Source organism: Clostridium sp. BIOML-A1 (assembly GCF_009874105.1).
GTDB lineage: Bacteria > Bacillota > Clostridia > Lachnospirales > Lachnospiraceae > Coprococcus.
Window position 1 is genome coordinate 18108 of sequence record NZ_WWTL01000008.1, and the last position, 14535, is coordinate 32642.

General features: G+C 33.8%; 8 protein-coding genes and 1 CRISPR repeat array. All 8 genes read right to left on the reverse strand.

Annotated elements, in window-relative coordinates; all coding sequences use genetic code 11:
- Positions 1-5683: a CRISPR direct-repeat array (repeat unit 30 nt; unit sequence ATTCACATTCCACCATGTATCTATTAAAAC).
- 168 nt (positions 5684-5851) lie between these two features.
- Genes cas2 through cas6 form a run of 8 tightly spaced genes read right to left on the reverse strand, consistent with a single transcriptional unit; the run spans position 5852 to position 14028 of the window.
- A complete protein-coding gene (gene cas2, locus GT641_RS07655; protein ID WP_008401184.1) occupies positions 5852-6130 on the reverse strand; it encodes a CRISPR-associated endonuclease Cas2 in 279 nt (92 codons plus the stop codon).
- A 3-nt stretch (positions 6131-6133) separates the two neighbouring features.
- Positions 6134-7126 (reverse strand): type I-B CRISPR-associated endonuclease Cas1b, encoded by a 993-nt coding sequence (cas1b, locus tag GT641_RS07660; RefSeq protein ID WP_008401183.1) that lies wholly within the window; start codon positions 7124-7126, stop codon positions 6134-6136.
- A gap of 12 nt (positions 7127-7138) precedes the next feature.
- Positions 7139-7633 carry a CRISPR-associated protein Cas4 gene (locus GT641_RS07665; RefSeq protein WP_044945175.1) on the reverse strand — a complete coding sequence of 165 codons (495 nt, stop codon included), beginning with the start codon at positions 7631-7633 and terminating at the stop codon, positions 7139-7141.
- A 9-nt stretch (positions 7634-7642) separates the two neighbouring features.
- Positions 7643-10012 carry a CRISPR-associated helicase Cas3' gene (cas3, locus tag GT641_RS07670; RefSeq protein WP_161117228.1) on the reverse strand — a complete coding sequence of 790 codons (2370 nt, stop codon included), beginning with the start codon at positions 10010-10012 and terminating at the stop codon, positions 7643-7645.
- A gap of 29 nt (positions 10013-10041) precedes the next feature.
- Complete coding sequence (gene cas5b, locus GT641_RS07675) at positions 10042-10749, reverse strand: type I-B CRISPR-associated protein Cas5b (RefSeq protein ID WP_243000418.1); 708 nt, start codon at positions 10747-10749, stop codon at positions 10042-10044.
- Positions 10733-11611, reverse strand: coding sequence for a type I-B CRISPR-associated protein Cas7/Cst2/DevR (cas7i, locus tag GT641_RS07680; protein ID WP_161117229.1), 879 nt, complete (start codon positions 11609-11611; stop codon positions 10733-10735). The genes cas5b and cas7i overlap by 17 nt, the downstream gene beginning before the upstream one ends.
- Positions 11604-13286, reverse strand: a complete 1683-nt coding sequence (gene cas8a1, locus GT641_RS07685; RefSeq protein ID WP_243143717.1) for a type I-B CRISPR-associated protein Cas8b1/Cst1 — start codon at positions 13284-13286, stop codon at positions 11604-11606. The genes cas7i and cas8a1 overlap by 8 nt, the downstream gene beginning before the upstream one ends.
- 19 nt (positions 13287-13305) lie before the next feature.
- Entirely contained in the window at positions 13306-14028 is a 723-nt protein-coding gene (gene cas6, locus GT641_RS07690) for a CRISPR-associated endoribonuclease Cas6 (protein ID WP_119962634.1), read from the reverse strand.
- Positions 14029-14535 lie beyond the last annotated feature (507 nt).

Sequence of the window (14535 nt, forward strand, 5' to 3'; positions counted from 1 at the left end):
ATTCACATTCCACCATGTATCTATTAAAACAAACACCGTGCGCCCCGGTGCGTTCGTGATTAACTCATTCACATTCCACCATGTATCTATTAAAACGTGTTGGATACCTCCGTAGATGGTCGAATTGTACAAATTCACATTCCACCATGTATCTATTAAAACGGCGTTCGATTCACTCCTTTGGAATTGTTTCTTGTTGATTCACATTCCACCATGTATCTATTAAAACGCAAAAAAATTTGCGTACCGAAATATGTCAAAATCATTCACATTCCACCATGTATCTATTAAAACAAAACGACACGATCATAACTATACCGCTCACCTCAACATTCACATTCCACCATGTATCTATTAAAACGAATTAGGACACAATGCTTTTTCAGGTGCTTATTCGCAATTCACATTCCACCATGTATCTATTAAAACGCTGTTCCGTTTTTTAAAGATTTTGAGATTTTTTTATTCACATTCCACCATGTATCTATTAAAACTGTAGCCACAAAACCAAAACAGTATGAACAGGACTAATTCACATTCCACCATGTATCTATTAAAACTAAATGACACAACATACGCAAACGGTTTTTTGCCTATTCACATTCCACCATGTATCTATTAAAACAAAAAAAGGCAATATGCGGGGATTTGCTGGGTTGAATTCACATTCCACCATGTATCTATTAAAACTAGGAACTACCAATATCATAATCGGTGGTCTGGACATATTCACATTCCACCATGTATCTATTAAAACCAAAAAGATTTGCATACCGAAATATGTCAAAATCATTCACATTCCACCATGTATCTATTAAAACTTAAATGACACAACATACTCAAACGGTTTTTTGCCAATTCACATTCCACCATGTATCTATTAAAACAATATGAACCTGCAAGCCCATACTGTTTATACCATTATTCACATTCCACCATGTATCTATTAAAACCTGTTGCACTTTCAGTTTCTGAACCAGTGCGTGTATATTCACATTCCACCATGTATCTATTAAAACTATATGAACCAGAAAACTTGTCTGCATTAATGTCGATTCACATTCCACCATGTATCTATTAAAACTCAAGTTCCTGCTGTGTTATGTAGCCACGTTTTAAATTCACATTCCACCATGTATCTATTAAAACCAAGGTTGTTGCATTTATGTATGATGATCTTGCTATATTCACATTCCACCATGTATCTATTAAAACAGTTATGCAAACTTAAAATTTTAACTCCGGATTTTATTCACATTCCACCATGTATCTATTAAAACATCGTCATCTGTTGCGCCTGCAGATAAAAGTCCGTATTCACATTCCACCATGTATCTATTAAAACCAACCGCCATACACATCAGGTGAAAACTCAATAGGTATTCACATTCCACCATGTATCTATTAAAACCACTAGGTACGCAGTGTGAATTATACTTGCCTTACGTATTCACATTCCACCATGTATCTATTAAAACAAAGATTATGTACATAAATCACTATTTTTTCATTCATTCACATTCCACCATGTATCTATTAAAACTAAAATTCGGTGATTTTGTTTTAGATAATTTTGTTATTCACATTCCACCATGTATCTATTAAAACTGGCTTGCCCTCTTCAAATACCTTTGCCCTGACTTTATTCACATTCCACCATGTATCTATTAAAACTTTCATAACCGATTGCCCCACGACAATATATTCAGATTCACATTCCACCATGTATCTATTAAAACTCAGATATTTTTAAAAGTGAATCAACAAATTCCTGATTCACATTCCACCATGTATCTATTAAAACCGGTTGTATACCAAACCACTTACATATAGAGTCAGTATTCACATTCCACCATGTATCTATTAAAACCTGACCTTTCTTAAGTACACCACCTTCTGCAAGCTGATTCACATTCCACCATGTATCTATTAAAACTAAAATCTCTGATAACTGTTGCGCGGTTAATATTGATTCACATTCCACCATGTATCTATTAAAACGATTATAAAAGAGACGAAAGGATATTTTATGAATAATTCACATTCCACCATGTATCTATTAAAACTAAGTGTATCCCGGCGGTATGTAAAAGCATTATCTAATTCACATTCCACCATGTATCTATTAAAACTTGATTTGCAAAATCAAATATAATCTCGTCACGAAATTCACATTCCACCATGTATCTATTAAAACTTTTTCATTGTTTTGTCCTCCTTAATTTGTTTCACTATTCACATTCCACCATGTATCTATTAAAACCACTCGGTACGCAGTGCGAATTATATTTGCCTTACGTATTCACATTCCACCATGTATCTATTAAAACAGAATTGGGAATGAGTGAGGAACAGTTGTATAATCATTCACATTCCACCATGTATCTATTAAAACGACGTTCAGTCAGATGGAAGTCCAGCCGCTGCACATATTCACATTCCACCATGTATCTATTAAAACTGAAAGGAGATCAAAATGACATTTTTAGCAACATCATTCACATTCCACCATGTATCTATTAAAACTATGACCCTCGTGATGCATGGATGTATTCCTCATTCATTCACATTCCACCATGTATCTATTAAAACCCGGTTCGGGAGATCGAGCACAACTTAATTCGTTAATTCACATTCCACCATGTATCTATTAAAACTAGAGCAGCCAAAACAGGACGTAACTATCTTTGTTAATTCACATTCCACCATGTATCTATTAAAACCTATAATAGCTGTTTTTTTGCTGTTAAGAAAAACTATATTCACATTCCACCATGTATCTATTAAAACTTTAATTCCTCATATTCCTTTTTCCAGATATCATTATATTCACATTCCACCATGTATCTATTAAAACGATTACATTCTTTGGAACAGTGATCGTATAACTATATTCACATTCCACCATGTATCTATTAAAACGAGATTTCACTACATTGTCATTTCCGAGACTGGATAAATTCACATTCCACCATGTATCTATTAAAATGTTATCTGATGTGTGACTTGTGCCAAAACCACCATTATTCACATTCCACCATGTATCTATTAAAACCGAAGCGGTCATAGACAAGTCCGATAACATTAGTTAATTCACATTCCACCATGTATCTATTAAAACAGTGGTCATTTGTGCCATTTTCCCGCTAAAATTAATATTCACATTCCACCATGTATCTATTAAAACAAAGAAGAAAAGAAAGAAGAAAAAGAAAAGTTTTTATTCACATTCCACCATGTATCTATTAAAACCAATGTGCAAGCAATGTATTTCCACCAAGCAAGATTCATTCACATTCCACCATGTATCTATTAAAACCTGCATGACCTCCAATCCCGTTTATCTCAAAAAAATAATTCACATTCCACCATGTATCTATTAAAACCAGGAGCTGCTGAAGCCTTTAAAGGTGTCATATGAGATTCACATTCCACCATGTATCTATTAAAACTAATCTGATGTGTGACTTGTGCCAAAACCACCATTATTCACATTCCACCATGTATCTATTAAAACAAAGCGACCTGCGGAGATTTCAAAACGTACTACTTTATTCACATTCCACCATGTATCTATTAAAACATTATAGCTGTACTTAAGTGTATACCTGCTTCGTTTATTCACATTCCACCATGTATCTATTAAAACTAACTGTTTGATGTAAAGAAAGGGGATGAAATCTGATTCACATTCCACCATGTATCTATTAAAACGCGAAGCGGTCGTATACAAGACCGATAACATTAGTTAATTCACATTCCACCATGTATCTATTAAAACACATTCGTCACATAAAGCGATACAATGTTTTCAAGATTCACATTCCACCATGTATCTATTAAAACAATAATTTCCATAAAAATTCACAAATTCGGAGAGCAATTCACATTCCACCATGTATCTATTAAAACAATTTACGATCATTACCCGAAGCAAATATACCTGAAATTCACATTCCACCATGTATCTATTAAAACTTTTTTCACAAGTGAAATAGAAAATCTCTTGAACGGATTCACATTCCACCATGTATCTATTAAAACGGTGTCGGGATATGACACACGAAGAACCGGCAAATACATTCACATTCCACCATGTATCTATTAAAACCTGTTCCCAAAAGACCATATTTTTTATACCATTCATTCACATTCCACCATGTATCTATTAAAACCAGATAATATTGTAGAAAAGTCACAGAACATTTGATTCACATTCCACCATGTATCTATTAAAACAAAAAATCTCCATAAATGCAAGATTGGCGTTTTCATTCACATTCCACCATGTATCTATTAAAACTATATGATGTAACGCTATGCGTTTCCGTGTTTGTGTATTCACATTCCACCATGTATCTATTAAAACTCGAGTGCTTCAAAAGAAAGAAATGCTTCTTTTAACATTCACATTCCACCATGTATCTATTAAAACTTCGATCTTGACATATCCTGTCTGATCAGCATCTCCATTCACATTCCACCATGTATCTATTAAAACTCGAGTGCTTCAAAAGAAAGAAACGCCTCTTTTAACATTCACATTCCACCATGTATCTATTAAAACAGTTGACATCTGCGCCATTTTCCCGCTAAAATTAATATTCACATTCCACCATGTATCTATTAAAACCAAAGCCTTTTTCTTTCCAAAATTTTTGTGACTTGTTTATTCACATTCCACCATGTATCTATTAAAACAGCAATCACATACTCGTCTGGTACAACCTGATTCCAATTCACATTCCACCATGTATCTATTAAAAGGTTACTTCTTCCACACCTGCGCCGAGCTTGTTTGTATTCACATTCCACCATGTATCTATTAAAACGCATATCCGCAACAGGATATATACAAATTTCCACATTCACATTCCACCATGTATCTATTAAAACTAATTAAAACCATTCGTTTCAAATTCTTGTGCATCATTCACATTCCACCATGTATCTATTAAAACCATTTCCAATTCGGGTAATGTTCGTAAATTCAACAAATTCACATTCCACCATGTATCTATTAAAACCACTCACATATACGGTAGCCGTGCCATCACTTGAAAATTCACATTCCACCATGTATCTATTAAAACAACCAACCCCAGTCTACTGTATCAACAAAGATTGAATTCACATTCCACCATGTATCTATTAAAACTAAGAGAGAGTAACAAGATCGCTTATAAGTGGTATAATTCACATTCCACCATGTATCTATTAAAACTAACACAGAAGGCGCGGATTCGCTCACATATACGGATTCACATTCCACCATGTATCTATTAAAACGACATTGAACAGCAGACAAAAGACATTAAAACGTAATTCACATTCCACCATGTATCTATTAAAACGATCTGAACAATTTTTTTGAAGGGATCATAAGTGAATTCACATTCCACCATGTATCTATTAAAACGGCGGGAAATGAATTTACATTTATCGTGCAGCATCTATTCACATTCCACCATGTATCTATTAAAACGGCTTTAAACCAAAAGCCTGAAAACCTAGTGAAATCAATTCACATTCCACCATGTATCTATTAAAACTCGCTGCGCTTTTTTCTTACTCTGATTTGATACGCTATTCACATTCCACCATGTATCTATTAAAACTTAGCAAGAAAACAGCATCTAACTACATAAATCTCATTCACATTCCACCATGTATCTATTAAAACCGCACTATAAAAAAGCAATATTTTACAATGCTTTCACATCCTCTTTTTGTCGACCTTGCTTCAATAATCGGACTACACATTCTATTTTTAAATAGTATATTCCTTTTTTCTATATTTTTTCCCATTGTCGACCGGCGGCAGATTTTACAATATTTATGGTCGACAATTTCAAATAAAGAAACTGGCTTTGTCATCTTCCTTACCCCAGAACTCTTTATTCAACCATTTTTCCTGCCTGCTTTTAAATATAATAACGGAATCCAATTCATGATCAATATATTCATCCAGCTCCTGTTTCAGCTTCACAAGTTGTACTTTTGTGATATCTCCCTCAAAAACAGAATTTTGTATATGGGATAAATACCTTTTACAAATCTTAAAAATATGATTCCATCGTTTTTGTCCATTATTTTCTTTATTTATGTCATATACTAATACTACATACATATTTCACCACCATATTCTGAATCCTTCATATTCTTTTTCCCCAATCAGATGCTTGATCAGCTTGTATAACTCTAAACGCATCAGATACTGATATGTAACGGGGCGACCTAAATCTTTATGCATAATTGTCTGCTGTAATTTTTTCTCCAACTCCTGTGCAATCAATCTGGATGCATCCCTATTCAAGTGCAAATAATTCAGCTCCTTCGTAAAACTTTTTTCGGTTATCTGATTACGGTTTAATAATGAAAAAAGAAGTCGATCTCCTATCAACGGTTTGAAAATTTCTGCCACATCCAGACATAGAGAAAATCTTCTAACACCAGGTTCATGGAGATAACTTATCGTAGGATTCAATTGTGTATGATATACCTCACTAAGAACCTTTGAATAAATCAACGAATTAACAAAAGAAATCAACGAATTAATCATGTTATCAGGCGGATGCATAACTCTTTTATCAAACTCTATTTCCTGATCAATGATAACATTCCATGTAGCATAATAATGCCTTCTTATATTTCCCTCTATTCCCATTAGCTCTTGGATCGTTGATGTTTTTGGTAATTCTTTTCTCAACGAATCAATTTCTGACATATAGAAAGATACATCCTTGCCTCGTCCGTTATAATACCGGAGATTTCGGTAAATATTATCGGCAGCCGCTTCTATAAATTTTTTTGCAATGGTCAATCTCTTTCCATAATCTGTATAATGTTCAACCTGTTTTACCAATAATTGACCTGCCAGCAGCTTTTCTTTTGGATAAAAGCTACCTGTATAAAAATTATAATAATTGAAGAAATGTATCGGGATTCCATATTGAGAAATGTAACTCAAAAATGTTGTATTAAATGACATCTCTGACATGACATAAATATCATCAATTCGTTCAATCGGAATATCTCTTTTTTCTCCACCTGAAGATATAAATTGAAGTGTATTATCTTTTCTTTTTAAATCTCCACTATTGTAAATATAAAAACTTTGTCCCATTATCCCTCCATGTTAGATAAAACACAAATCATGATATGCGCACTTCCCACATATTTTTTGTTTTTCAAATGCTGGTGGTTGTTCCTGCATTTTTAACTTTTCTATATCTGCAATTATCTTCTGCAACTGTACTTCATCATCCTCTGACAGTTCTACAACAATATTTTTTTTGATCATAGGATAATCAATCTTTGCCGTTAAGCCCTTAACTCCACGTTGTTTCAAATAATATAGATAATATTTTACCTGCCAGATTCCTGCCTCTTCTATTGCTTTACTCTTTTTTATCTCATGTAATTCCTGATGCTCTTTTATAAAATCAATATTTATTACATTATCGATATTAATGTGTTTATCATCACGCCGGTAACTGTTCTCATCAAGTAGTTTACCCAACATAACATTTTCATTATCGGATTCCATGTTTATTTCATTTATGAAATACCATAATTTTCTTTTACACACAAAATAATAATAAATCATTACACCAGTAACTCGATTTTCCACAATTCCTCCTTATATAAAATTCCACTCATCATCATACTTCGTTAACGATAAGCCCATACCCCGTCCTGTCATTTCATCAAAATCATATAATAAGCATGTCCTGTGAATATCTAATCTGTCATTTATACAATTCAAATCCACACCATCTAATTTTCTCCGATCCGAATACAGATTCAGATTAAGAGTTATATCTGCCAGTTTTGCTTTCAATATCCTTCGTATATTACTGTCAACATATGGTGTATCTAAAACACTCGTTATTGCCTCTATCAGATACTGATTTTCCTGATATATTCTATCTGGAATTACTGTAATACTTTTTATTCCACGAAAATCCTCATCGATATCTTTCTTAGATGTATAATCTAACGGCTGCAACGATTTAAATTTAGCCAGATTTCTTTTTATCATTTGGAAGTATGCCGTATTCTTTAATGCGTCTACATCATAAACTTCATTCATATACTGAACTTTATCTTTTTCGGAAAAAAGCTTTCCATTATATGCCTCTAATAATTGTACAGATCTATCATATATATCACTGTCATATATTCCTTTTCCATTCTTCATACATCCTGAATAATTAACATAAATTAATACATTTGCATCGGTTATATCCTTTTTCCCTGCTCTATTACACCGTCCCATTCTTTGCAATAAGCTATCAGCTGTACACATCTCCGTATAAAGAACATCAAAATCAATATCAAGACTTGCTTCTACGATCTGTGTTGTTACCCATATACCTGTCATCTCATCATTACTGGAAAAATCCATTATCATCTTTTCCAACTGATCCCGATGTTTTCGAATATATCTGGAATGAAGCAGGAATACCTCATCTGTTCTTTGGGATAATTCTTCATATACCTTCTGTGCCTTTGATACTGTATTGCATATAACGAGAACTTTTTTCTTGTATCCATCTTCCGCAATTCTGTCAAAATCAAATTCTTCATGAAATAATGCGATCTTATGTCTGTCTGTTCCCATTGTAGCGGAAAAATCTATAAAAATATAATCTCTATCCTTTATCAACCGATATTTTCGCATAAAAAATTCTAAAACCGGCGGAAATGTTGCTGTTATGATTGCGAATTTTCCTTCCATTTGTTTTAGTTCTGACAAGCCGTAAATTAATGCTGCTACTATCTTAGGAGAATATGACTGAATCTCATCTATAATTAATTTTGAATATTTCAGTGTCGCTGCAAAAATCTCAGTGCCCGGGGCTTTATAAACAAATTTAAATAATTGATCTACCGTGCAGACAGTAAGCGGATACGAGAACAATTTTGCCTGCTCATATCTGGTATTCCCATCTGTAAATTGCCCATCTGTTCCATCAAAATAACTGCTTAGGCTATCAGAATGAAGCAATGCTACATCCTTATACATATACCTGTCCTTTATTCTGCTATATATGGCATTAGAAGAAACTTTTAACGGTAATGTATAAAAACCTTTCTCGCCATTTGCCCATAATAAAGCTGCCTCTGTTTTTCCTGATCCAGTAGGTGCTATAACTACAACATTATCATCACTATGTTCCTGCATAAAAACCTGCAACTCACGCAATGAATTTGAAAAGTAATCGCGAATCGTGCTGCATAATTTTTTCTCAGCAATGTCACTGTGTAATTCTGCTTCTTCATATCCTGCACTTACCGTCCAGTCAAACTTATTCAACAAGCCCTTTATCAACATATATTCACACCATGTTTGCTCATCTACACTTCTCAATTTCATTGTAGGATTATTCGAATACAACAGTTGATTACGATTTGCGGCAGAAAATTTCACATCTTCCTTTTCCAAATATTCCTGCAAATATTTTTTATACCATTTATCGTAATAGTCATAAAAATCCTTATCAGAAAAACTATCCTTCCGATCATGATGATAATAGACTGCTGTCAATAACACAGAAAAGTCATCGCCTGTACATTCTGGTATTTCCTGCTTAACCTGTTTCTCTGATAAACTAAGTGCACTAAGAAAACCATGTGGTATCTGCCTTTCAGCCATCCTTGTAAGTTGAGGATTGACAATTGTCTGGAAAATATAATTAGCTTTTCCAAGGTCATGCACTCGGCATGCCTCTAAAACCAGATTCTTTTCCTTTTCTGTAAAATACATATCAAAAATCTCAAAGAATTTTCCTGCACAGTTAACAATATCCTTCTCATGTTCTCTTAAAGTTTTTTGCTCCTGAACAGTTTGCTGTTTCAAAGAATCCAAGTAAGAAATGATCATCTTCGACTCATTTTCATTCAATTTATCCATCTGGCTGTCCAAAAGATAAATCAATATGTTTCTGATGTCATTTACATTTTTAACTTCCTTCTTGGTGTCATTTGACTTTGCATAATATTCCATATCGTATTGTCAATCCCTCTCTTATCTTGTTATGCGAACGCAACAACATCCCCATAGGTATCGATATATGCATTCACTACCGAAGTATCCTTCGGCATATAATGCGCTTTTATCTTTCCACCATCCGGTTTCCATCTGCGATATCCCTGCGGTGTTATCTCGTATTCCTTTGTTAACATGTAAGTCGTGCTTGTACGTCGTCCAATATCCAGTTCTGATTGAAATGGAATATAGATATTATTTCGAATCGTTGCTGATTCAACTTTCTGTAATTCAACAATTTCTACATTTTGAATATCCAGCAAATCTTCATACCGCCCTAATGATGGATAAATAATCGGACACTTCAGTGCCTGATAAATCTTATCAAAATCTTCCTCCTCAGGTATAATATGTAAAACCATCCGATTATCACAGATCAGTTCTACATGTGCAATCCCCTTAAACACACCATAATCTTTGTCTTCACCTTTGATACAGAGCTGATGTCTGCCTTCTTCATACTTTGTATCGAATTTGAATGAATATCTTGTATACAATTCTGATACAGAACCTGCGTTTTCTCCCTGGATACTTACCTGCATCTTGTGATAACTGTCAAATCCACTGATTGCGTGAATCATACCAATAACAGTTGAATATGGTGGCAACGGATAAGATTCTTTTATAATGAAACTACTTGGTTTTCTGTAGTTCGCAAGGTTTTGAAAACAATCAATTCTAATTGCTCGCTCCATAATATTCATCAACTTCCTTTTTCAACTGTTTAAATACATCTGCAACTGTCTTTGTGTTCAATGTATCTTTTAATTCTGCATCATTCTGGAAAATACCTGTCACAACTCCAACACTGGTATTGTTCTTTATATCCTCATCACTTTCAATAATTTCTCCAAGCATCTTCGTGTTTATGGCTCCATTTTCCAAAGATACTCTATTTTCAAAGAACGGATTTTTTCTTATATATCGACCACCGATTGCAAATACAGGACTAAGGTTCTCTCTTCTTCCCTTTATATCACGATATAAATACTGGATCGTATCAAGAAATTTTTTTACTCGATCTGCTTTTTCTTCTGCAGATATCTCAAGATCTCCATCCACACCAATACGATCAAGATCTATAGTGATCGTATATGAGTAGAATGACTTCTGTATCTCCCTCTGTGCGATCGCATTATCAAGATCCTGGCGTCTTGCCAATCCAATATTGGTTAAAAATTCCAAATCGCTCTGATAAGGCTCTAATGATACCGCATTACTCAGTCGAACAACTGCACTTCTGGTATCAGCTCCGCCTTTTTTATCCTCTCCTTTTGCACTGGTCTTCATATAACCAAAAAAGTCAATTTCCGGATAATCTTTTATATTAGCAGTTGGTGCAAACTGAACGACTCCACTCTTTCCATCAACAGGTGTTGTATCCCATCCTAACTGCTGAATAATATTGTATCTCAATGCCTGTCTTGATATATAAGAATATTGCTCATATGTTCCTCGTGATAATTTTTTGAGTGTAGTAATATTACCTACGCCCTCTCCATAATTTGCACTTTCTGCAAGAAATACCATTGTAAGTGTTAAACCATTCCTAATCATTAACCTTTTCCTCCTTTTTTTCATAATGACTTCCTTCTAATCCCATAAGGAATGCATATCCATACTCTCTAAACTTCTCCCGATTATCCAGACACTCTATGAATGCATCCGGAACTGTCAGATTTACAGAACAATAGATACGCATTATAATTTCCATAAAATGGGAAACATCTCCAACTGCAACTGCATTCAGTAATCGATATACCGTACCTCTGATTCTTGAATCATCACTTGTGCCTTTCGCTGCTAACAGTTTATTTCTTAATTCATATCCACACTCTCTAACTTTGTATCGATTCACTATTGCACCTCCTATCTTATTCTTATCTTCATTATCTTTCTTCAATAAACTTACACGAATCTGAATATCATATACCCAATAAGCATCTACCAAATATGTCTTTACATCCATAGACTGCCTTAACAAGATATTTAATAATGGATATTGATTTCTATACCGAAGAATATTCAATATAACTGTTTCATGTATATTTATATATTCAGTCCCCTTTTTTATATATGGGTATTTACTTAATACATCAAGTCCAGCCCTTACTTTCTCATCATTTAATATTGCAAGGATATTTTTATTGATAATATCAAATGTATAACGTTCGCTTTCATCCCTGCCTCTGGTTATGATCTGAATATTACCTAGTTCTTCCGTCTTCATCTTCAATAACAGATTCAATGTTCTGGAAATCCATGAAGTATATCGTTCTCCATCTTCTCTTTCCACATCCAGCATAATGCCATCCTTACGATTTACCTCTAATAATTCCTGAATGTTCTGATCCGTATTAATAAACAGGAATCGATTTCCCATCAGATAAAAACCAAGAGGAGATAATGCATATACAAATGCACACACCGGACATAAGAAAGCATCTACTTTACAATTCCAGAAAGCTGATTGTTTTCTTGCCAGATCATCTGCCTGATCCTTCATAAATGCAAGTGATACTTTCGTCTTCGAATCAATCATTGCACTACAATCAATGCATATCTCCTTTGCCTTCTTTTGATCAATTGCTATATAAGTCCGAAATGGTTCTGAAAAATCATTTTCAAAAACCTCTCGCATATTTTTCGCTGCATTTGCACGTAATAGAAAACATTTTCCATCCCAGAAACGATTGATGTAATTATATATGGCACTCTTCATGATCAAGGTTTCTGCACAAATGGGCTGAATAAGAAATTCATGTAACTGAACCAATCGATCCCGCAACAGTTCCGGTTCCATAGATTCTTTCAGTTTTACCGCCTTAAGCATCTCATATGCTTCTGTGGTATCAACCTCATCCTTTATACTGGCAATGCCCGATTTATAACTGTTAGACAAAAGTTTATCGTTAATGAATTTGATATCATCTTTCCACTTTTTACCATCCCATTCCGGCAAATCCAGTACAGCTAACAAATTCTTAATCTTATCCAATATTGTTTGATATACACTATGTGACCTGTAATATGTCGTGATCCCACGAAAGTATAAATCCGTCCAGTCCGTTTCCTGACAGAAATCTGTATCAAGCCATAATTGCTGATTATCTTCCGTATAGCCATAATCCAAATCTTCCGATGCAGCAGCAATTTCGTCCAGTATATAATGCATACCTACGATTCCCGCATTTTTCAGAAAATCACCCATTGGTATATAGATTCTACCCAACTTATAATCCTCCTTTCTTCTAACCTAATACTTCAAACTTTCCATTTCCTGTCGACCTGCGTACTCCAATTCCGGATCTCTGCAGAACATTTAATAAAGCAACAGAGCCTTTTAATTTGAAAATACCAAGCGAAGCATCTGTATTTCTTCCAAACACTGGTATTATAACCTTTTTTCCTTTGATCGCCTGAATAGAAAAATCATCTGTCTCAACCGGAATATTCATTCTTTGAATAAAGATCTTAACATTCTCTTTCACAACGTCTGAAAACTCATCCTTATCAAACGTATAATAACTGTCTGAATTGGTATCATTATCATGGTATCTTGCCAGTAATGGGCTCTGCATTTTTATGATGATTTCATCATCTGTGATATCATTTATATTCTGAATATACACAGATATTAATTGCATGGAATTCTTGTTCATCGAATAATGCCGAAATTTCATAGTCTGAAACGCATTAAACAAATATAAAAATTCCTTATCATCAGCATCTGTAAAAAATACCATGAATTCGTTCTTATCAAGAAGTATCTTATCGTCTGTAAACTTAGCACCGGGAAGATAATACGAATATGTAAACGCCTTCATGATTGATCTGCTCTTATCATATAAACGCTGATACAAATCTTCGGAAATATTCTTCGTCGCAGCCTTTAAAAAACTTGTAAACAAACGATCCATCTCCTTCGGAAGAAAAGGAAATTCCAATTTAAAACGCAGTTTAATCTGATACATTTTTTCACCTCCTTGTTAATTTATTTTTCTTTGTATTATCAAAATAGCATATATTTATTCTCATGTCAATACCAACAACTTAAAAATAATTTAGTTGGTATTGTTTTTATAAAAATCATCCTGTTGTAATTTTCTATCATTCCATATATAATTTTAAATACATTGTGGAATGTAAATACTAATTTATTATTAAGATATTTAGTAATAGCCACATATTGGAACGTGCCTTATATTCCACAATGTATTTTTTATTACAATCAATCATTAATATGAATATACTAATCTATACCATGTACAAAAAATCGTCCATCATATCAATTTCACTTCATAATTATAGGGATTTCTTATTAGAGAAAATAGAAAACTAAAAAGCCTCTATCTCAGACCCGCCCCCTTTTATTATGGAAATATTATACCTTTATTTGTCATAATGTGCAATAATATACGCATATTTTGTCAAATTTTAGAAAATACACTTTCAAATACCAATAACCCAAATACAAACGC